The organism is Solwaraspora sp. WMMB335, from assembly GCF_049179075.1.
GTDB lineage: Bacteria > Actinomycetota > Actinomycetes > Mycobacteriales > Micromonosporaceae > Micromonospora_E.
Map to the genome: position 1 here is coordinate 5966767 of NZ_JBMHMF010000001.1, position 22829 is coordinate 5989595.

A 22829-nucleotide genomic window follows, 5' to 3' on the forward strand; every position below is an offset into this window, starting at 1 on the left:
GCTTCGGCGACTGATCGGCGGCGGCTTGGTCCGGTCAGCGCAGGGGCGTGTGCCCGGCCGGTACGACCTCATCGGCCGGCGGTGGGGACGGTGGCGTGCCGTCGCCGAACGGGCGGCCACCGAGGCGTTCCCGGCCGTGCGGGGTCAACCAGTTGGCCAGGTCGGGCCCCAGCGGCACCACGCCGGTCGGATTGATGTCCCGGTGTACTTCGTAGTAATGCCGTTTGATGTGATCGAAGTCGATGGTGTCGCCGAATCCGGGTGTCTGAAACAGGTCCCGGGCGTACGCCCACAACACCGGCATCTCGGCCAGCTTTTGCCGATTGCACTTGAAGTGACCATGGTAGACGGGGTCGAATCGCACCAGCGTGGTGAACAGCCGGACGTCCGCCTCGGTGATGGTGTCCCCGACCAGGTACCGCTGGCCGTCCAACCGGCTGGACAACCAGTCGAGCCGGTCGAACAGCCGTTGGTACGCGGCGGCGTACGCCGCCTGGCTGCCAGCGAACCCGCACCGGTAGACCCCGTTGTTGACATCGGTGAAGACCACCCCGTTGACCTCGTCGATCTCCGAGCGCAGCGACTCCGGATACAGCTGGGGAGCGCCGGCGCGGTGATAGGCGGTCCATTCGGTGGACATGTCCAGGGTGATCTGGGCGTAGTCGTTGGTCACCACCTGGCCGGTCGGCACGTCGACGACGGCTGGCACGGTGATGCCCCGCTCGTATCCGGGAACGCGGGCGAAGAAGGCGTCCTGGAGCCGCTCGATGCCCAGGACCGGGTCGCGCCCGCCGGGATCCAGGTCGAAGGTCCAACTGCGTTTGTCGTGGGTGGGGCCGGCGACCCCCATGGACAGCGCCTGCTCCAGTCCCAGCAGGCGCCGGACGATGATCGTCCGGTTGGCCCACGGGCAGGCGCGACTGACCACCAACCGGTAGCGGTCCGGCTCCACCGGATAGCCGTCGCGCCCGTCCGCGGTGATGCGGCTGGTGAGGTAGCGCTGGTCACGGGTGAACTCGCCGCCGGGGTTGACGTAGCTGCCGTCTGCCGTCTTCGCCATGGTGGTACCGTACCCAGTTCACGGGTCGGGTAGCCGGGCTGGCGCCAGGACGTGTCCCGCGTACCGCTACCAAGCCGGAACCTTCGGCGGTTGTCCCTCTTCGGTGCGCTTCTTGGGTGTTTCTCGGCTGATCGTTTGGTATACGGTGCGATGACCTGCGGTATCGGCCATGTCGGTAACTTCGGTGTCAGGGCGGCGGAGCTTGGTAGTCTGCTCAGCCAGTAATTTCCTGGCGGCGTGCAACCGGCCGATCGTCGTGCAACTCTCCGGTGGGAAACGTGGCGCCGGACGGGCGGCCAACGGGTCGGTATCGCCGGACCACGGGCGTAGCGGGCTTGCCCGCTCGCTCGCCGACAACCTGAATGACCCCGGAGGCAGGGCATGGCTTCGCTCGACACGGCGCTCAAGGACGCGATGGCCATCGAGGGCGCGATTGGCGCGGCTTTGGTGGACTACTCCAGCGGCATGACGCTCGGCACGGCCGGCGGATCGGCCGACATGGATCTGGCGGTGGCTGCGGCTGGTAACACCGACGTGGTCCGAGCCAAGATGCGTACGCTGGAGATGCTCAAGGTCACTGACGGCATCGAAGACATTCTTATCACCCTCGACACCCAGTATCACCTGATCCGCCCGGTTTCGTCCCGCTCGGGACAGGGCCTGTTCTTCTACCTGGCGCTCAACCGGTCCCGGTCGAACCTGGCCATGGCCCGGCACCACCTGCGGCAGATCGAAGCCGCGCTCGAAATCTGAACCGTAGTCAACGCGGGATCGGCTGCTCGCCGGGTCGCCGATCAGTCACCAGTGACTGATCGGCGACCCGGCGAGCTGGCCTGACCGGCCGGCACGGCACTGTCGAACGGAGACCAGTCATGCAGGAAAGCAACGGCGGCGCGTCGGCACCAGCGGACGATCCGGCATACGCGCAACTGGCCTCGCTCAAGCGGGAGGTCGGCGGCGTGGTCGGTTCGGTGATCGCCGGCGTGGACGGCCTGCTGCTGCTGCACGATCTGACCGATGGCACGGAACCACACGATCTCGCCGCGCTCGCGGCGGCCACCTTCGGGCTCGGTCGCCAGACCGGGCTGGCGTTGCGCCAGGGGCCGTTCCGGGAGTCCACCGTACGCAGCCACAAGGGCTACTTTTCGGTGTACGCCATCAACGACAAGGCACTGTTGGCGGTCCTCGGCGCCGACGGCCTCAACGTCGCCAGGTTGCACATCGAGGCGCGGGCGGTCGCGGGCCGGTTGACCACCATGCTGGATGCGCACGTGGCGAACCAGGTCAGGCTCTGACCGACCGTCAACTAGAAGTTGACACCAGCCATGCGTCAACTTACAGTTGACGCATGGCTGAATCCGTACAGATCGACATTCCGGTCCGGCTCGACGACCTGATCACCGGTATCAAGCGGGCGCACGACGACAGTCTGGAGCAGCTCACCAGTGCCGTGGTGATCGCCGAGCATCTCGACGAACTCGCCGACCACCTGGTCGGCCACTTCGTCGACCAGGCGCGCCGCTCCGGCGCGTCCTGGAGCGACATCGGGCGCAGCATGGGAGTCACCAAGCAGGCAGCTCAAAAGCGGTTCGTGCCCAAGACACCGGACGAACCCAACGATCTCGATCCCAAGCAGGGCTTCAGCCGGTTCACCCCACACGCCCGCAACGTCGTGGTCGCGGCACAGGCGCACGCACGGGCGGCCGGCAACGACGAGATCTGCACCGCACACCTGTTGCTGGGCCTGCTCGACGATCCGGCCACGCTGGCCGTCCGGGCGATCCTCGCCCAAGGTCCGGATTTGGACCAGGTCCGGACCCAGGCGAGCGCCGCCGTGCCACCGGCCGTCGATCACGTGCCCGACCTCATCCCGTTCGACGCACACGTACGCAAGGTGCTGGAGTTGGCCTTCCGCGAGGCGCTGCGCCTGGCCGACCGCACCGTCGACACCGAGCACGTCCTGCTCGCGCTGCTGGAGTTCGCGGTGGACGCCGGCCCGCTCGCCGATCTCGGCATCACCAAACGGGCCGTGGAGACCTACGTGCGAGCATCCTCCGGGAGTGCCCGGACCGAGCGCGACTAGCGGATCCGCTCAGCTGGCCGGCACCGGTCGTTCCCCGTCCGGGGTGGAACCACGCCTGGCGTTTGTGTGAGGCTGTTGCGATCGGTGATCGCCCGGTAGGCGGTGTCCGGCGCGGGGGCGGAGACACCCGCTGTGGGCACCTGGGAGCATCGCGAAACCTCAAGCAAGACTCCAGGGTGTAACGGCAGACTCGACGATCTCAACGGTGCGGCAGGCGCGGAGGAGCAGAGGAGAGGAAGGCGTCGATGACAGCACGGGCCACGGTGGTGGGCGGCGGGCTCGCCGGCGCGCTCGCCGCAGTCGCGCTGGCCCGCGCTGGAATCGGTGTCGCGGTGCATGAGGCGTACCTGGATCCGGCCGGTGCCACCGGCGGCTTCCTGACCCTTACCGGCAACGGGCTGCGGGCATTGCAGTCGGTGGGCTGCCTGGATGCGGTGTTGGACCGTGGCGTGGTGACGACCAGTCTGTGCCTGTGGACCGGAGAGGGCCGGCTGCTCGGTTCGGTCGCCCGCACCGGCCGGTCCGGCATCGCACAGACGAACGTGACGATCGCGCGGAGTGATATCGTGGCCGCTCTGCGTGAGGAGGCGGCCAGAGCGGGCGCGACCATCCAGACCGGGCGATGGCTGGCCAACGCGAGCAGTGTGACCGGTGGCGTCGCCGCCCACTTCATCGACGGCGGGCAGGTGGAGAGCGAGCTACTGATCGGCGCGGACGGCGTCCATTCGCGTGTCCGTCGCGCGATCGCCAACTCGGCACCACTGCCGGAGTTCGGCGGCCACTGCACGATTGACGGGACGGCCCACCTGCCGGGGATCGCGGCCGGCGCCGCGCACCTGGTTTTCGGTCGTTCCGGCTGCTTCCGCTACACCGCCAGACCGGACGGCACCGTGTGGTGGAGCGCCGTGCTGTCCACTGGTGATGTGACGGTGCCGGAGCTGGGCACGGTCACCGAGCACGACTGGCGCGAGCGGTTGCTTCAGCAGTACGGCCAGGGCGCGACACCGGCAGCAGCCTTGATCGACCGGACACCAGCACTGGGCCGTCCGGTGCCGTTGTACCTGCCCTACCGGGTCGCGCGCTGGTGGCGCGGCCGGATGGTGGTCATCGGCGACGCCGCTCATCCGGTCGGCTACGGTCTCGGCGCCGGGCTGGCGATGGAGGACGCGGTGATCCTGGCCCGGTGCGTCCGCGACATCAAGGACGTGCCGACCGCCCTCGCCACCTACGAGAAGCTGCGTCGGCCCCGTCTTGACCAGGCGCTGCGTGCTGGCGCACGGTACGGCCGGGCCAAGCGGCTACCCGGACGGGGGTGGCTCGACCTGGCTCTCGCCCCGCTCTATCGGCGCTATTTCTGGGGAGACCTCTCGTCCTGGCTGCTCACGTACGACGTCGAGTGGCATCGTCCGGTGCGGACCGGACCGGACCTGACCTGACCAGATCTGACCGGATCGGACCTGACCAGATTGGCCGGAATCGCGGCACCGAAGCCCTGGCCGGCACGGATCCGCCATCGATCGTTCCGCCATCGATCTTTCGGATAAGATCGGCCGGGGACGATCGGATGAGGTAGCTGGCCTAGTGGATCGTGATTCAATGTGGCCATGGCTGCCGATGCCGAATCGAGCGTCTCTAAAGGACAGGAATTCTGGCTGCGTCGACGCGGCATCCAGGTGCGGTTGTTCGCCCTGTCGTGCCTGGCCTTTCTGGCGTTTCCGCTCAGCGTCGCGCACGAGCGCAGCGGGTTGCTGTACGTGGGGCTGGCTGTGTTCACCGCCGGCTACTCCCGGGTGATCCTGCGCAACACCCCACGGCTGCACACCAACCGGGCGCCGGTCACGATCGTTCTCACCCTGATCTGCGGTTTCCTGATGGTGCCTCTGCTCCGCTACGACTGGCTGTCCGGTCTGAGCTTCTTCAGCTCGGTGATGCTGCTGATCAACTGCCCGCTGCGGTGGTGGCCAACTCTCGTCGTGGTGCAGGCCGTCTCCTTTGTCACGATTGCCGTCGCGATGCAGGTCAGCATCGACTCACTCGTCATTCTCGTGTTGCTGATCGCGATTACCAGCGGTGTGCAGGTGGCGATCTACAACCAGATCGACACCTCGATGCAATTGCTGCAGGCCCGAGCCGAGCTGACCCAGCTCGCGGTTGCCAAGGAACGCCTGCGTATCGCACGCGACCTGCACGACATTCTCGGCCAGCGGCTGTCTGCGGTCGCTCTCAAGGCGGACCTGGCCGCCCGGATGGTCGACTCGGCGCCGCGCCGGGCCGCGACCGAGATGGTCGAGGTAGGTGCGGTCGCCCGGGACGCCCTGGCCGAGGTCCGTGCTGCGGTGTCGGGATACCGAAAGACGTCGTTGGCGGTGGAGGCTCAGTCCGCCGAGACGTTGCTGCAGGCGTCGGGCGTGGTGGTCATCATCGACGGTGGTCGGGTCGACCTGCCGGAGCCGATCGAGGAGTGCGCCGCCTGGCTGGTGCGGGAGGCGGCGACGAACATCGTCCGGCACGCCAAGGCCCGGCGCTGCGCGATCACCGTCGGCGGCTCGGAGGCAACGGTGGTGCTGGAGGTGCGTGACGATGGCGTCGGCGCCACGCTGGTAGAACCGCCGGTCTGTGGCACCGGCCTCACCGGGCTCGCCGAGCGGGTCGCCATCGTCGGCGGCAGCCTGTGCGTCGGTCCCGACGACGGCTGGTTCGTGCTCCGCGCCGAACTGCCACGGGCGATGACCACCCTGGCCTGCTGAAAGGCGTCGGCCCGCGGTACGGCCGAATTTCTGGGCCGGGTCCGGCGACCTGACCACGACGCTCGCCAGCGTTCGGGTCAACCGGCGCTCAAGCGTCGCGGCTCACGCTCGACGTATGACCATTGGACCTCACCATGCCCAGGTTGCGGGCACGGCAACGACACGGATGAGTGAAACGAGCTCAGCGGAGATCTCCATCGCGTACGAGCGGTTCGGCGAACCCGACGGCGAGCCGATGCTGCTCGTGGCGGGGCTGGGCATGCAGATGATCATGTGGCACGACGAGTTCTGCGAGGCGCTGACCGCGCAGGGCTTCGCGGTCGCCCGGTTCGACCACCGCGACGTCGGTCACTCGACCCATCTGCACTCGGCCGGGCGGCCGACCATCATGCGGATGATGCTGCGGCCGTCGACCGCGGCGTACCGGCTGAGCGACATGGCAGGCGACGCGGTTGCGGTGCTCGACGCGCTGGGCTGGCCGCGTGCGCATGTGGTCGGCATCTCGCTCGGCGCGATGATCGCACAGGAGATGGCGATCCGGCACCCGGACCGGCTGCTCAGTCTCACCTCGATCGCCGCAACCGCCTCGCCTCGCATCGGCCGGCTGAGCATGCGGACCGCGATGAAGCTGCAGCGGATGCAGGACCGGCCGGTGGCCGACCGGGAAGATGCTGGTCAGTTGATGGTTGATCTGTTCACGTTCATCGGGTCTCCGGGCTACGACATGGACCACGCGTGGCTGCGCGAGATGGGTCGGCGGGCCTTCGACCGTGCCTACGACCAGGCCGGACGGTTGCGCCACGAGGCGGCCCTGATGGCGTCACGAGATCGCCGTGCCGGACTGTCGACGCTGCGGATTCCGGCACTGGTGGTGCATGGCGAGGCCGACCGGATCTGGCACCTGCCCGGCGGTCGGGCCACTGCGGACGCGATCCCTCAAGCCCGTTTCGTGACGTACCCCGGACTGGGCCACGGCCTGCTACCGCGCGCCCTGTGGCCGGCGGTGATCGATGAGATCCGGACAGTCGTCCGGACTTGACCGGCGATGTAACGTGCCGGGTCGACCAGCCACCGGCCACCCGACGACGCGACCGCGGTGGACCCGGGTTTCTCTCCCCGGCGGGGAGACGCCCGGCCACCGCGGCCGCGACCGACTACGTCCCGGCGGCCAGATCGGCGCGGGCCGCCCGGACGAGATCATCAAGCGAGAGCGACTCGATCCGATCATCCGGTTCGGACTCCGCCGGTTGCGCCCGATCGGCCGGTGGCCAGAGCAGTCCGCCGACGAACGACGTCATCGCCAGCACCGTCGGATGATCCAGTGCGACAGTCGCCGGTAGCTCGATGTCCAGCGCATGAGACAGCCGGGTACGCAGGTCGATCGCCATGATCGAGTCAAGCCCGAGTTCGGCGAAACCGAGCGTGTCGTTGATCCGGGCCGGAGTGCCCAGAATTTCCGCGACCATCTCGGCGACTGCCTCCCGCAGACCGTCGCCGCGATCGGGATCAGCGATCCGCAGTAGCCGTTCCCGCAGCCATCCCCCGGCCGCGCGGGCGTCCGCCCCGATTTTGTTGGGCTCGATCCGCCTGCCGACCAACTCTGCTACCAGGGCGGCGCGTGGCGCTCCGGCGACCGCGTCGGCGTAGACCTCAAGATCGGCTGCGACCGCGACCACCTGGGCGGCGTCGCTGGACAGCGCCGCGACCAGCATCGGCGCGGCGTCCGTGTCGGAGAGCGGACGCACGCCCAGTTGCGCGGTGGCCCGGCGGACGGCGGCACTGGCAGCCATCCCGCCGCTGCCGTCCGGTTCCCACGGGCCCCAGTTGACGCTGGTCGCCGATACCCCGTCGGCCCGCAACGCCATCGCCAGGCCGTTGAGGTAGCCGTTCGCGGCGGCGTAGTTCGTCTGCCCGGCCGCCCCGAACACGCTTGATATCGACGAGAAGAGAACGAAAGAGGTGGACGGCCGGTCCCGTACCGCCGTTGCCAGCACCTCGGCGCCGTACACCTTGCCGGCGAACACCGCGTCGAACGCCGTCGCCGCCGACGTGCCGAACGCGCCGTCGGCGGTCGCGCCGGCGAGGTGCAGGACCGCGTGCAGCGGCCCCAGCCGGTCCGCCGCGGCGAGGGCGGCGGCGCAGTCGGCCGGGTCCGCGACGTCGCCACGGACCACGGCCACCCGTACGCCGCGACCGGTCAGGTCGTCGATCACCCGCTTGGCCGCGGCGGCCGGTGCCGAGCGGCCCAGCAAAGTGATCGCCCGCGTCCCGCCGTCGGCCAGCATGCGGGCGGTACTCAGCCCGAGTGCGCCGAGGCCGCCGCTGATCAACACCCCGGCCGGCCAGTCACGCCCGGCCCGCGGCCCGCCCGCCGTGGCCAGCCGGGCCGCCGCCACCCTTCCGTCACGTATCCGGATCCGAGGCTCGACGACGCCGGCGGCGAGTGTGCGGTGGAGCACTCCGGCCAGCGGGTCGAGGGTCCGGTCGTCCAGGCCGGGCAGTTGTACCCGCAGGAGACGCCGGCCGGGTTCCTCGGCCTCCAACGCGGCCAGGAGGCCCCAGATCGCCTCGCGGCCCGGCGCGGCCGCCGTAGAATCCGCGCAGAGCACCGCGTACGGCACCGCGGCCGGCACGCCGCGCAGCGTCGCGGACAACCGGGCCAGCGCCGCCCGTACGTCGCCGGCCTGCTTCGCCGTCGCCATGAACCGCAGATCGACGACGAGGTCGACCTCGGCGTTCCCGCCGTCGTCGACCAGCACCGCGTGGCTGGCGCCGCGCAGCAACCCGGCGAGGTCACCGGCTCCCGGCAGGTCGCCGCCGAGCAGCAGCACGGTACGCCCGCCCGCGGCGGGGCCGGCAGCGGCGTCGTCGGACCGGTCCGGTCGCTCCGCCCAGTCCAGCGTGTACAGCCCCGCGTCGCTGCTCCGCAGGCTCTGCTGCAGGACCTCGCGGGGCGCGTGCCGGACCCGGAAGTCGTCCACCACCAGCACGTCGCTGCCGTCCTCGGCGTGCAGGCTCAGGTCGGCGGCGCTCACCCGGCTGCGGCCGTTGGGCAACGGTTCCGCCGCGCGGACCCGCACCCGGCCCCACAGCTCACCGCCGCCCGGCCGTCCGACGAATCGGACCCGGGCGGCCGAGAACGGGATCGCCAGCGACGGTGCCTGCCGGGCCTCGTCGTCGACCAGGAAGCCGGCCAGGCTCTGGAAACAAGAGTCGATCAGCCCTGGATAGATCTCGTAGTCCGCCGGGTCGTCCGGCAGGGCTGGGCGGGCGTAGCGCACGAGCGCCTCGTCGCCGGCGAGCCAGACGTCCGCGATCCACCGGAACGACGGTCCGAGGGTGTAGCCGAGGTCACGGAAGTACGCGTAGAACCGGTCTCCGGTGAGGTGTCGCTCGGCCGTGGCGATGAACGCGGCGCGCCGCGCCGGTGCGGCCGCGCCGCCGGCCGGTTCCGGTGAGCCGGTCGTGCCGGACGGCTGCGGTGAGCCGGTCGCGCCGCCGGACAGCCGCGCCGCCAGGTGTTCCTGCCACAGCTCGCGGTCGGCGTCGACGAGGCTGAGCACCCGCAGCCGGCCGGTCGCCTCGTCGACGACGAGTTGCACCTGGTACTGCTCGTGCTCGGCGATGACCAGGGCACGCGGGCAGATCAGGTCGGTGATGGTCAGCGGCGCCCCACCCGGCGCCAGCGCGGACAGCGCCGTGGCCAGGTGCGAGGCGGCGGGCGTCACCACCGTGCCGTACAGCCGGTGGTCGGTGAGGTAGCGGGGAAACTGCGGGCTGCGGGGAAACTCGAAGACCTGCCCGGACAGGGCCGGCGAGCACAGCCTGCGGCCCCAGTGCGGCACCGTCGGCGGCCCGGCCGGCATCGCCGTCGCCGCTGTCGTCGCCGCTGAGCCGGCCGCTGTCGTCGCCGATGGTGCCACTGTCGCGGGCGCCGGCGCGGTGGGGCCACCGACCCAGAACCGGGTCGCCGCGAAGGGGTAGCGGGCCGCGACCGCCCGCTCCGGCGCGCCGGTCCGTGTCCCGCGCCGTGGCTGCACCGCCGCCCACCGTATCGGCTGCCCCGCCTCGTACAGGTCCCGAACCGCGGCCAGCATCGCCGAGCGCTCCGCCGTGCCACGGCGCAGCGACGTCGTCACCGGACCGCGTGGTGCCGCCCCGGCGGCGCTCACCAGACCGGCCAACGTCCGACCCGGACCGATTTCCAGGAACGCGTCGACACCGAGTTCGTGCAGCCGCTCGATGCCCGCGTGGAACAGCACCGGCTGGCGTACGTGCCGGCACCAGTAGTCGGCGTCGTACGTGTCCGGCCGGGCGAGCTCACCGGTCAGGTTCGCCACGATCGGCAGCAGCGGTGCCCGCAACGCCGCCGGTGCCAGCGCCGAGCGCAGCTGTGCGAGCATCGGCTCCATCAGCCGCGAGTGGAAGGCGTGCGACACCGTCAGCCGTTGCGTCCGGACGCCCTCGGCCCGGCGGGCCGAGGCGAACGACTCGATGTCCCCGGTCGGCCCGGCGACCACCACCGCGAGCGGACCGTTGATCGCGGCCACGTCCAGCGCGGTGCCGACCAGCCAGTGCCGGACCTGCTCGGCGCTGGCGGCCACGGAGAGCATGCCACCCGGTTGCGTCGCCTGCATCAGCCGCGCCCGGTCGACGATGAGCGTGAGCCCGTCGCGCAGGTCCAGGACACCGGCGTGGATCGCGGCGGTGATCTCGCCGACGCTGTGTCCGATCACCGCATCGGCGGTGACACCCCAGTGCGCCCAGAGGGCCGCCAGCGACAGTTCCAGCGCGACGAGGGCCGGCTGGGTCAGCGACGTCTGGTTCACCAGGTCGGGCTGGTCGCCGTACCAGATCAGGTCCGGCAACGAACCACCCAGCTGCGGTGCGAGGATCTCGTCGCAGGCGTCGAAGGTCTCGCGGAAGGCCGCCTCGGTCTCGTAGAGTTCGCGGCCCATGCCGAAGTACTGGCTGCCCTGGCCGGAGAAGAGGAACGCGATCCGGGGCGGCCTGGTCGGCCCGGACCGGCGGCCCGGTTGGGCCAGCGCCTGGCGCAGCTGCGCCACGGTGGTGCCGAGTACGGCCCGGCGTACCGGCAGGTGGGCGCGGCCGACGCCGGCTGCCGGCACCAGCGCGGGCAGGCCGTCGTCGTCGCCCGCCGCCAGCGCCTGGTCCCAGGCGGTCACCAGCCTGGCCAACGCGTCGTCGTCCGCCGCCGACAGCGGCAACAGCCACGGTCCGTCGGTGTCGGGCGGGCCGGGCGCAGCCACCGGCGTCGCCGGGGCCTCGGCGACGACCACGTGCGCGTTGGTGCCGGAGAAGCCGAAACTGGACACCCCGGCGAGCCGTGGCCCCGCCCCGGCCCGCCAGCGCGCCGGGGCGTCCAGCACCCGCACGTTCATGGCGGCCCAGTTGATCTGTGGATTGAGCTCGTCGCAGTGCAGGTTGGCCGGCAGGCGGCCGTGCCGCAGCGCCAGGACGGCCTTGACGATCGACACCAGGCCGGAGGCGGACTCGCAGTGCCCGACGTTGCTCTTGACCGAGCCGAGGTGCAGCGGCGCACCGGCGGGCCGGTCCTCACCCAGCACCTGCCAGGCGGCGTTGACCTCGACGGGGTCGCCGAGCGCGGTACCGGTGCCGTGCGTCTCCAGGTAGGACAGGTCACGGCCGGCGACACCGGCGTCGGTCAACGCGGCCCGCAGCACCGCCTGCTGGGCCCGGCCGTTCGGCGCGGTCAGGCCGGAGGACGCCCCGTCGGAGTTGACCGCGCTGCCGCGCAGCAGCGCCAGCACCCGGTCGCCGTCGCGTCGCGCCGCCGCGAGCGGCTTGAGCACCAGGACCACCGCCGCCTCGGAACGGACGAACCCGTCCGCGTCGGCGGCGAACGTCTTGCACCGTCCCGACGGGGAGAGCATGTGGGCCCGGCTGACCGCCACCGACGCCGCCGGGGCCGCGACCACGTTCACCCCACCGACCAGGGCGGTGTCGCTCTCCCCGGTACGCAGCGACCGGATCGCCAGGTGCGTCGCGACCAGCGCCGAGGAGCAGGCCGTGTCCACCGCCATCGCCGGCCCGTGCAGGCCGAGCAGGTAGGCGACCCGCCCCGCGGCGGCGTTCAGCGCGGTGCCGGTGCCGAAGTAGGCGTCCAGCGCGGGCAGGCCGCGCTGCTCGAGCCGGCGGGCGTAGTCGGAGTTGGAGATGCCGACGAAGACACCGGTACGGGTGCCCCGTAGCGTGTTCGGACCGATCTCGGCGTCCTCCAGGGCGTGCCAGGCGCATTCGAGCAGCAGCCGGTGCTGCGGGTCGAGGCTCTGCGCCTCCCTGGCCGGGATGTCGAAGAAGGCGGCGTCGAAGCGGTCGACGTCGCGCAGGAAGCCGCCCTGGTCGGTACTGATCGTGCCGGTGCTCGTCGGAGCGTCATCGTGCAGCGCGGCGCCGTCCCACCGGTCCGCGGGCACCGGGCCGACACCGTCGCGCCCCTCGATCAGCAGATTCCAGAACTCCTCCACCGAGTCGGCGCCGGGGAATCTGCCCGCCATCCCGACGATCGCGATCGGCTCGTGGGCGTACCGGTGCTGTCCGTCGGTGTCGCCGACGTCGGCCGCCTTCGCCGCGCCGGCGAGCTCCCGGGCCGGCGGAGCCGTCCCGCCGGGCGGCCTGGTCACCGGGGCCGGCGGCGTCGCGGCCGCACCGGCGACCAGGCTCGTCACCCGGGCCGCCAGCTCGGCGACCGTCGGGTGGTCGAACACATCGGACACCTGCAGTGGTACGCCGTACCGGCCCGCCAACCGCTCGACGAGGTCCACGGCCATCATCGAGTCCAGCCCGAGATCGAACAGTCCCTGCCCGGTGTCGACCCGCTCGCCGTCGGCATAGCCGAGCACCGCGGCGACCGCCGCGGCGACGTCCTCGCGGACCGCTGCCGGGCGGGCGAGCTCCGGCAGCGCGAGCAGGCGGGCCCGCCCGGCGGGCGGGCCATCGGCCGGGCCCGCCGCAGCCGGGCCCGCCGCAGCCGGGCCGGTCGACCCCGGTGCCGGTCCGGCCGTGGCTTCGAGCAGCGACCGGAACAGCGCCCGGTCCCGCCGGGCCGACATCACCGCGACGAACCGTGGCCACCGGACCGGGCAGCAGACGAGCCGGGCCTCGTGACCGGGGGCGGAAGCGGCGAGGCCGGCGCACCCGGCGGAGGCGCTCAACCCGTCGACCCCGCCTCTGGCCAGCTCGGCCAGGTCCGCCTGGTCGACCATGCCGTCGCCGGCCCACGGTCCGAACGCGATGCTCGTGGCGGGCAGGCCGAGGGCGACCCGATGACCGGCGATCAGGTCCGCGCCGCCGTTCGCCGCCGCGTATCCGCCGTAGCCGTCGGTGCCCCACAGCGCGGACACCGACGAAGTGATCACGAAGAAGTCCAGCGGCGCGTCCCTGGTCAGCAGGTGCAGCCACCAGGCGCCGGTGAACTTGCCGCGTACCGCGTGCGCGTAGCTGGCCTCGTCGGCCGTCGCCGCGCCGGTCCGGGCCAGCTCACCGGCGGCGTGCACGACGCCTCGCAACGGCGGCCCGTCGACCTCGGCCAGCGCGGCGGCCAGCGCGAGCGGATCGGCGCAGTCCGCCGTGCGGTAGCCCACGTCGATCCCGTCGGCGGCCAGCTGGGCGAGCAGGTCGGTCGCGGTCGGGGCGAGGTCGGTGGCCGCCCGCCGGCCGACCAGCAACAGATGCCGGGCACCCCGGCGGACGAGGTCACGCACCAGCGCCCGGCCGACTCCGCCCAGCCCACCGGTAACCAGGTAGCGGGCATCGGGATCGATCGGCAGGCGCGGGGCGAACCGTGCTGGCGACGCCGGCCGTAGCCGGGCCGTCCAGACGGCACCCTGCCGGATTGCCAGCAGGTCCTCGCCGTCGCCGTCCGGCAGTGCCCGCAGCAGTGCCCGCAGATCCGCGTCGCCGGCCTCGGCCGGCAGGTCGACCAGCCCGCCCCAGGCCGGGCACTCCAGCCCGAGGACCGGCGCGAGGCCGTGCAACAGGCCGTGTGTCGTGGCGAGAACCGGGTCATCGGGGCCGGTCCGGCGGGTACCGCTGGTCAGCGCCACCACCCGGCGTTGCGGCGACCCACCCGGCATCGCGCGGACCGCGGCGGTGACCGCCGCGCAGATCCGGGCGCCGGCGGTGGCCGGATCGCCGGTCGCGGCGACCTCACCGGTGCCCGGCGGTCCCGCCGGCGGTTCGGAGGGCAGCCGGTCGGCGGCGTACGCCAGGAGCAGGCAGACCCGTTCGTCCGGGTCCCGGCCGCGCCAGAACGCCGTCCAGCCGGCGTCGTCCCTCGGCAGTGGTCCCGCCCCGTCGGACGGTGCGCCCGGGCCGAGTACGAGCGCCGGAACCCCGCTGGCCCGGGCGGCGGCGGCCAGCCCGGACACCAGCGGCTCGTCGTCCCCGGCGATCACCACGGTTTCCGGGTCGTGGCGGTGCCGGTCCAGTGGCTGCCAGACCAGTTCGTACAGCGGTGGCGCCGGTTCGTCGGTCGCGTGCGGACCCGGCGGCGACGGTGGTGCGGCCGTGGCGGTGGCCGGCGCTGAATCCGGGGGTGCCGTCGCCGCCGGGTCGGCAGCTGGTTCGGGCAGCGGCGCGTACCGCTGACGCTGCCACGGATAGTGCGGCAGGTCCACCACCTGCCGGGGCAGTTCCGGCAGCGGCGTGTCGGGGTCGCCCGAGTAGACGGTCACGGTAGCCGTGTCGGTGTCGGTGGCGGTGCCCGTGGCGAGTGCGGTCAGCGCGGTACGGGCGGCCGCCGGGTCGGCGGCGTCCACCCGGGCGCGGATGGCGTGCCGAGCCCGTCCCCGGGTGACGGTGTACGCGAACGCGGGGTAGCTCTCGTCGTCCAGTTCCGCCAGCCGGGCACCGAGCCGGGCCGCCAGCTCGTGCAACGCCTGCCGGCTGGCGGCGGTGATCTCGAAGCCGGTCACCGGCCCCGCTGAGGGCACGGCGTCGGTGGCCGGTGCCGGTTCACCGAGGATGACGTGGGCGTTGGTCCCGCTCATGCCGAACGAGCTGATCCCGGCGTGCCGCCTGGCCCCGGGGCGGACCGGCCACGGCAGCAACCCGGTCGGCACCGTGATCCGGGTGCCGGACAGGTCGATCCGCGGGTTCAACGTGTCGAAGTGCACCAGCGGCGCGACCGCGCGGTGCCGCAGCGACAGGATCGCCTTGACCATGCCGACGGCCCCGGCGGCGGCCTCGACGTGCCCGAGATTGGTCTTCACCGCCCCGATGAACAGCGGGTCGTCCGCCGAGGACACCCGGCCGAGCACGGTGGCCAGCGCCTCCATCTCGATCGGGTCACCGAGGGCGGTGCCGGTGCCGTGTGTCTCGACCAATCCGATGTCCGCCGGGGTGAGGCGCGCGTCGGCCAGCGCCGCTTCGATCAGCGCCTTCTGGGCCAGCACGTTCGGTGCGGTGAACCCGGAGGACCGGCCGTCCTGGTTGACCGCCGAACCGTCGATCACGGCGTGCACGACATCGCGGTCGGCGAGCGCCGCGTCGAGCCGCTTGAGGACGAAGACCACGCAGCCCTCGCCCCGGGTGAAGCCGTTGGCGCGGGCGTCGAACGCCTTGCACCGCCCGTCCGGCGCGAGCGCACCCATCTCCTGCCCGAGCAGCCGGGTCGAGCGCGGGGACATGATCAGGTTGACCCCGCCGGCGAGCGCGACCTCGCACTCGCCGCGCCGCAGCGCCGAGGCCGCCTGGTGCACCGCGACCAGCGACGACGAGCAGGCGGTGTCGACCGCCACCGCCGGCCCGGTCAACCCCAGCGCGTACGCGACGCGTCCGGCGGCGAAGCAGTGCCCGTTGCCGGTCGCCCAGTAGGCGTCCGCGCCGCGCGGCTCCCAGTCCCGGTAGTCCTGGTGGGTGATGCCGAGGTAGAAGCCGGTGCGGACGTCCCGCAACTGGTCCGCCGGCCGGCCGGCCTGCTCCAGCGCCTCGTGACAGACCTCCAGCAACAACCGGTGCTGCGGGTCCAGCGCCCGGGCCTCGCGCGGACTGATCCCGAAGAACGCGGCGTCGAAGCCGAGCACGTCGTCGAGGAACCCGCCGAGCCGGGGCAGGGTCTGCCACTGCGACTCGAACGGTGCCATGCGTTGCGGCGGCATCGGCCCGATCAGATCCCGGCCCTGTGCCAACGCCTGCCAGAACCCGTCGAGGGTGTCGATCCCGCCGGGCAGCCGCAGGCCGACGCCGACCACCGCGACGGGCTGGCTGCCGTTGGCGGCGTCGAGCTGCGCCCGTAGCTTGCGGATCGTGTCGAGCGCACGGGACAGCGGAGTGGGCGCCGCCGACGCGGCACCGTTCGAACTGGTCACAACGGACTCCCGTGATCGTTACTCGGACACCGGGCCGGCGGCCGCCGTGGCGGCCTCGCCGACGGTGCCGATCGTCGTGGGCAACGTGTCGCAGAGCATCCCGGTCAGCGCACGGGAGGTGCCGTACGTCCAGAGCAGGGTCGGCGACAGCTTGAGGTCGAACGCCGCTTCCAACCGATTGCGCAGTTCGAGGCTCATCAGCGAGTCCAGGCCCAGCGCCTTGAACGGGGTGTCCCGGTCGATCGCCGACGGGTCGATGCGCAGCACCCGTCCGGTCAGCTCCCGGACCTTCTCCTCGATCAGCGGCAGCCGCCCCGCCGTGGGCACCTGGCTCAGCTGTTCCAGGAACTGCCGGCGGCCACCGCCGGTCGTCGTCCGTCCGGCGCGCAGCTCCTGCCAGCTGGGCAGCGCCGCGGTGTCCGGGTACGCGTCGAACCACTGTCGCAGGTCGAGCGGCACGTACCCGATCACCGGCGGCGCGCTGTCGAGCATCCGGGCCAGCGCCGGCCAGGCCCGCTCCACGGGGAAGCTACCCATCCCGCGCGCCGCGAGGCGGTCACCGCGGTCGCCGTGCTGGGCGGCGAGCCCCACCTCGGCGAACGGGCCCCACTGCACGGACAGGGCGGGCAGGCCCCGGCGGCGGCGGGCCTCGGCGAGGCTGTCGAGGTACGCGTTGCCGGCGGCGTACGCGGCCTGGCCGGTGTTACCGACCAGCGTGGCCGCCGAGCTGAACAGGACGAACAGGTCGAGCGGGTCGGCGCCGGTGAGCGCGTCCAGATGCCGGGCGCCGTCGATCTTCGGGGCGATGACCCGTTCCAGTTGGTCGGCGCCGAGACTGGCGATGGTGGCGTCGTCGAGTACGCCCGCGCCGTGCACCACGCCACGTAGCGTGGGCAACTCGGCCCGTACGTCGGCGAGGACGCCGGCCAGCGCCGTCGCGTCGGTGACGTCGACGGCGAAGGTCCGTACGGTGACCCCGCGTCGGCGCAGGGCGGCGATCCGGTCGCCGGCGTCGCCGGCCGGCGGGGTCCGGCCGAGCAGCGCCAGGGCACCACCGCCGTGTTCGGCGACGAACTCCGCCAGGGACAGCCCCAGCGCGCCGAGCCCACCGGTGATCAGGTAGGTCCCGTCGGCGCGGAAGCGGCCGTGCGGCATCGGCTCCGGCGCGACGGCCGGCACGGTCGCGGGTTCGGTCAGCACGAACTTGCCGATGTGCTGACCGGCCGACATGGCCCGCAGCGCGGCCGCGGCGTCGGCGAACGGGTACGTGCGCACCGGCAACGGGGTGAGCGTGCCGGCGGCCACCAGTTCCCACACCTGGCGCAACTGGCGGGCGAAGCGGGCCGGCCGGCGCTGCATCAGGCCGGCGAGGTCGACGGCGGCGATGCTGATGCCCTTGCGGAACGCCCCGAGCGCGATCGTCCGGTCCGCGTAGATGTCCTTCTTGCCGACCTCGATGAACCGGCCGTCCTCGGCCAGCACGTCGAGTCCGAGGTTGATGGCCGCGCCGGTCAGCGAATTGAGGACGACGTCCACGCCGCGACCACCGGTCGCCGTCATCACCTGCTCGGCCCAGGACAGGTCCCGCGAGTCGAAGACGTGCTCGATGCCCAGCTCGCGTAGGTACGCACGCTTGTCGGCGCTGCCGGCCGTGGCGACGATGTCGGCACCGAGATGCCGGGCCACGGCGATCGCGGCGAGTCCCAGCCCGCCGGCGGCGGAATGCACCAGGACCGTTTCCCCGGCGCTGAGCCGGCCCAGCTCGGTCAGGCCGTACCAGGCGGTCATGGTGACCAGCGGCAGCCCGGCGGCGTCGGCGTCGGTCAGCTCCGGCGGGATCGGCCGGACCAGCCCGGCGTCGACCGTGACGTGGCTGGCCAACGACCCGAAGGCGCAGGCGACCACCCGGTCGCCGGGGGCGAGCCCGCGTACGCCGGGCCCGACGGCGGTGACCCGGCCGGCGCACTCGCCGCCGAGCAGTGACGCACCGACCGGGTCGGGGTAGGTGCCCATCGCCTTCATCACGTCGATGAAGTTGAGCGCGGCGGCGCTCACCTCGACCTCGACCTCGTACTCGGCCGGACTCCGGCGCGTCAGCGGCCGGAACTGCAGACCGTCCCACCGGCCCGGGCGGGCCGGGGTGAGCCGGAACGGCTGGACCGGGGTGCGCCAGACCGGCGGTTCGTCCTCGGCCGGGTCGTCCGTGGCGCCGTCGGCGACGATCCGGCCGACGAAGCGGGCGCCGTCACGCAGGACCACCTGATCGTCCCGGTCGTCGGCACCGAGTTCGGCGACCAGTGCCGCCGCGTCCGCGTCCGGTCCCACGGCCGTACCCGCGACGGCGGTGTCCGGCCTGACGACTGTTCCCGGCCCGGCGGCGGGCAGGTCGATCACCGTGGCCGCCAGCTCCGGATGCTCCCGGCGCAGCACCCGGGTGAAGCCCCAGAACAGGGCGGCGCCCGGGTCCGGCCGGTCGTCCGGTACGACGGCCTGCGCCGCCCGGGTGACCACGACCAGCCGGGGCGGGGTGGCCAGCGCCAGGCAGGCCCGGGCCAGCCGGGCGAGGTCGACGAGCGCGCGGCGCTGGGCAGCCAGCCCTTGCGCGGCGTCGGGGGCCGCGTAGATCACGCCGGTCGGCTCGCCGTCGCCGCGCAGCCAGGCGACGTCGACGTCACCCGCCGGCGGCGGTCCTGCGACACCGAGTCCCGCGGCGCCGAGCCCTGCGGCCAGTGCGCCGGCACCACCGGCGCCGCACACCAGCCAGCGACCGGCCGCCTGGCCGGTCGTCGCCTGGCCGGTCGTCGCCTGGCTGGTCGCCTGGCTGGTCGCCTGGCTGGTCGCCTGGCTGGTCGCCTGGCCGGTCAGCTGACCGGGCTCGGGTAGCGGCCGGGGCACCAGGCGCATCCGGTGCAGCATCCCGGCGTCGGGGTCATCGGTGGCGGCGATCGCCAGCTCACGCAGGACCACGCCGCGCATGCTCAGCAGCGGCTGCCGGTCGGCGTCGAACACCTGCACGTCGACCCGGCCGTCGGCCCGTCGTCGCGCGTACGACCAGGCACCGGTGACCGGAGCGGCCGGGTCGGTGTGGACGTCGACCCGGCCGATCGCGACCGGCACGACGGTGGCGGTGCCCTCGACCAGGGCCAGGCTGACCTGTAGCGCCGCGTCCCACAGCGCCGGGTGCACGGGGTAGGCGGCGGCGCTGGCCCGGCACCGGTCCGGCAACGCCACCTCGCCCAGCGCCCAGCCGTCGCCGGTGCGCAGCCGCCGCAGTCCCTGGAACGCGGGCCCGTAGTGCAGGCCGCGCTGCCGGCAGGCGGCGTAGAACTGGTCGGTGGCGTCGTCGGCCGGGTCGTCGGCATCCGCCAACCGGGTCGCGGGGAACACCGGAGCCGGCCCACCAGCTGCCGGCTGGCGGACCTGGGCGCTGGCGTGCCGGGTCCAGCTGGCGCCGTCGGCGCCGAGGGAGAGCAGGCGCACCGAGCCGCCTTCGGTGACGTCGTCACGCCAGAGCAGGCTCAGCCGGGCGGGCTCGGCGGTGAGGGTCAGGTCGTTGTCGAACCGGACCTCGGCGAGGGTCGCCGGCAACTCGCCGGTGCGGGCGCGGCCGGCGGCCAGCGCGAACGCCAGCATCGCGGTCGCGGGCACCACGACGGCATCATGCACGCGGTGGTCGTCCAACCAGGGCTGGTCGTCCACCCCGAGATCCAGGGTCGCCTGCCAGAGGTCCTGCTCCGACGGCGACGGAGTCAGCGTGACCTGGGCCGCCCCCGGTCGGGTCCGCCGACCGGTCGGCTCCGGCCAGTGCCGGGTCCGTTGCCACGGGTACGGCGGCAGCTCGACGCCGTACCCGTCCGGCAGCCAGGCGAACGGGGACAGACCCGCGACGTACCCCCGTGCGAAGGCGGCGGCGAGGTCGGCCGGGTCGCCCTGGTCGCGGCGCAGCGTGGCGAGGACGCGGGGCGGTTCGGGGCGCACCGCGGCGAGTTGCTCCAGCGCCGGCACCAGCACCGGGTGCGGGCTGATCTCCACCACGTGGCTGACCCGCTGGTCGAACAGCAGGTTCATGGTGTCCTGGAACAGCACCGGTTGGCGCAGGTTGTCCACCCAGTAGCCGGCGTCCATTTCCGGCCCGGCCAGCGGCGCGACCCGCACGGTCGACATCAGTTCCACGTCGCCCGTGCCGGGCCGCACGTCGCGCAACGCCGCGAGCAGGTCGTCGGTGAGCGCGTCCATCTGCGGGCTGTGCGAGGCGTAGTCGACGTCGACCAGGCGGCAGAAGACGTCGTCGGCGTCGAGCAGCTCCTTGAGCGTCAGCACCGCCTCGGTCTCACCGGACAGCACGCACGAGTGCGGGCCGTTGTTGACCGCCAGCGAGACCAGGTCCTCGAACCCGGCGAGCGCCGCGCGGGCGCTGTCCGGATCGAGCGACACCGCGAGCATCCGGCCGTTGCCGGAGGTCCGCAGCGCCAGCGCGCTGCGTCGGGCGACCACCATCGCTGCGTCCTGATAGGACAGAATGCCGGCGACGGTGGCGGCGGCGACCTCACCCTGGCTGTGCCCGACCACCACGTCCGGCTGGATCCCGCTGGCCCGCCACAGCTCGGCGAGCCCGACCGAGGTCGCCCACAACGTCGGTTGCAGCATGTCCACCCGGGACAGCCAACCGGGGCCGGCCGCCCCGGACACCACAGCCGTCAGATCCCAGTCGACGTACGGCCGCAGTGCCTGCGCGCACCGGTGGATCACGGCCGCGAAGGCGGGAACGGCGGCGTACAGCCGCTGCCCCATGGCCGCCCACTGGGAACCCTGACCCGGGAAGACGAAAGCGACCCGGTCGACCGGGCCGGCCCGCCCGCTCGACACCCCGGCCAGGTCGGCCTCGGGGTCGGCGAGGTGGGCGTCGAGCCGGTCGACGGCGGTCGGTGCGTCCGGTGCGACCACGGCGACGCGCAGCGGGAAGTGGTCCCGCCGCTTCGCCAGCGCGCCGGCCACCTCGGCCGGCCGGGCACCGTCGGCCAGCACCTCGCGCAGGTCGCGGATCCGTTGGTCGACTGCCTGCTGGTGGCGCGCGGAGATGGGCAGTACGGCCGGTATCCCGACTCCGGCCGTACCGCCCATCGGTGCCGCGACCGGCTGCCCGGTCCCGACGGGCAGCCGGTCACAGGCGACCAGGGCCGGCTCCGGTCCCTGCGGATCGGCCGGCGCCGCGCCGCGCCGGGTGCCGGCGGGCGGATCGCAGACCACCACATGGGCGTTGGTGCCACCCCAGCCGAATGAGTTGACCCCGAGGAAGACCTGTTCGTCGGCGGGCAGTGCCAGCGGTTCGCGGACCAGCCGCAGGTTGAGCCGGTCGAAGTCGATCGCCGGGTTGGGCTCGGCCGCGTGCAGGGTCGGCGGCACGCTGCGGTGTTCCAGGGCCAGCAGCACCTTGGCCAGACCGGCCAGGCCAGCAGCGGCCTCGGTGTGGCCGATGTTGCTCTTGACGGAGCCGATGCCGAGCGGCCCGGCGGCGCGCTCGCGTGCCTGTCCGAGCACCTGCCCGAGGGCGCCGGCCTCGATCGGGTCGCCCCGCCCGGTGCCGGTGCCGTGCGCCTCCACGTACCGTAGCCGGTCGATCGCGTCGCCCAGCCGGTGGTACGAGCGGCGCAGCAGGTCCGTCTGCCCGGCCGGGCTCGGCGTCACCAGGCTGTCGCCACCGCCGTCGTTGTTCACCACGGTCCGCGCGATGACCCCCCGGATCAGATCGCCGTCGGCGAGTGCCCGGTCGAGTCGTTTCAGGTACAACCCGACGACACACTCGGCCCGGACGAAGCCGTCGGCGGTGGCGGCGAACGCCTTGCACCGGCCCTCGGGGGACAGCCCGCCGAAGTGGGTCAGCCCGATCGAGACGTCCGGGTTGAGGATGAGATTGACGCCACCGACCAGCGCGGCGTCCGTCTCGCCGGCGCGCAGCGCCTGACCGGCCAGGTGCAGGGCCACCAGCGACGACGAGCATCCGGTCTCCACCACCAGGGACGGACCGGCCAGCTGCAGGAAGTACGACACCCGGGCCGCGATGACGTCCAGGGCGTTGCCGACCGCGCTGTGCTGGGTGGCGCCAGCGCCGCGCTCCTTGCGCAGCAGCTCGTAGTCGTGCCAGGAGGCGCCGACGTAGACACCGGTACGGGAACCGCGCAGCCCGGCCGCAGGCTGTCCGGCATCCTCCAGGGTCCGCCAGGCGGTCTCCAGCATCAGCCGCTGCTGCGGATCGATGTCCGTGGCCTCCCGCGGCGAGATGCCGAAGAAGCCGGGATCGAACAGGTCGACCCCGTCGAGGAAGCCACCGACGTCCTGGACGGCCCGTTCCGGATCGAGCTGGGCGGCCGCGTCCCAACGGTCGGCCGGTACCGGTCGGATCGCGTCGCCGCCGGCACAGAGCAACTTCCAGAAGCTGCCGAGATCCGGCGCCTGCGGGAACCGACCGGCCATGCCGACGACCGCGATGAGCTGGGTGGGATCGGAGCCGCCGTCGTACGCAGCGGCAGACGTGGCGCTGACCGCGTCATGCATAGCTGGACCGCCTTGAGATACGCAGGTGCGAACGG

General features: G+C 72.8%; 9 protein-coding genes. 6 read left to right on the forward strand and 3 right to left on the reverse strand.

Translation table 11 applies throughout. The annotated features are described in order from the left end of the window. Positions 1-34 precede the first annotated feature (34 nt). A complete protein-coding gene (locus ACN27F_RS25970) occupies positions 35-1060 on the reverse strand; it encodes a glutathione S-transferase family protein (RefSeq protein WP_421437803.1) in 1026 nt (341 codons plus the stop codon). 381 nt (positions 1061-1441) lie between these two features. On the opposite strand from ACN27F_RS25970, the gene ACN27F_RS25975 reads away from it, so the two are divergent. The 6 genes from ACN27F_RS25975 (at position 1442) to ACN27F_RS26000 (ending at position 6929) form a co-directional block, all read left to right on the forward strand. Then, positions 1442-1813: a hypothetical protein gene (locus ACN27F_RS25975; protein ID WP_421437804.1), complete on the forward strand. Its 372-nt coding sequence runs from the start codon at positions 1442-1444 to the stop codon at positions 1811-1813. Between the two features lie 119 nt (positions 1814-1932). After that, a complete protein-coding gene (locus ACN27F_RS25980) occupies positions 1933-2355 on the forward strand; it encodes a roadblock/LC7 domain-containing protein (protein ID WP_421437806.1) in 423 nt (140 codons plus the stop codon). Positions 2356-2408: 53 nt separating this feature from the next. After that, the gene (locus ACN27F_RS25985) at positions 2409-3143 is read left to right on the forward strand and encodes a Clp protease N-terminal domain-containing protein (RefSeq protein ID WP_421437808.1); all 735 of its coding nucleotides are present in this window, start codon (positions 2409-2411) and stop codon (positions 3141-3143) included. Positions 3144-3388: 245 nt separating this feature from the next. Continuing rightward, the gene (locus ACN27F_RS25990) at positions 3389-4579 is read left to right on the forward strand and encodes an FAD-dependent monooxygenase (protein WP_421437809.1); all 1191 of its coding nucleotides are present in this window, start codon (positions 3389-3391) and stop codon (positions 4577-4579) included. 168 nt (positions 4580-4747) lie between these two features. Continuing rightward, on the forward strand, positions 4748-5890 hold the full coding sequence (locus ACN27F_RS25995) for a sensor histidine kinase (RefSeq protein WP_421437811.1): 1143 nt from the start codon (positions 4748-4750) through the stop codon (positions 5888-5890). Between the two features lie 166 nt (positions 5891-6056). After that, on the forward strand, positions 6057-6929 hold the full coding sequence (locus ACN27F_RS26000) for an alpha/beta fold hydrolase (protein ID WP_421437812.1): 873 nt from the start codon (positions 6057-6059) through the stop codon (positions 6927-6929). A 115-nt stretch (positions 6930-7044) separates the two neighbouring features. Here the strand turns inward: ACN27F_RS26000 and ACN27F_RS26005 are convergent, their stop codons facing one another. Together ACN27F_RS26005 and ACN27F_RS26010 are read right to left on the reverse strand one after the other, a co-directional pair. Continuing rightward, positions 7045-16242 (reverse strand): SDR family NAD(P)-dependent oxidoreductase, encoded by a 9198-nt coding sequence (locus ACN27F_RS26005; RefSeq protein ID WP_421437814.1) that lies wholly within the window; start codon positions 16240-16242, stop codon positions 7045-7047. A gap of 18 nt (positions 16243-16260) precedes the next feature. Next, positions 16261-22794 (reverse strand): type I polyketide synthase, encoded by a 6534-nt coding sequence (locus ACN27F_RS26010; protein WP_421437816.1) that lies wholly within the window; start codon positions 22792-22794, stop codon positions 16261-16263. Positions 22795-22829 lie beyond the last annotated feature (35 nt).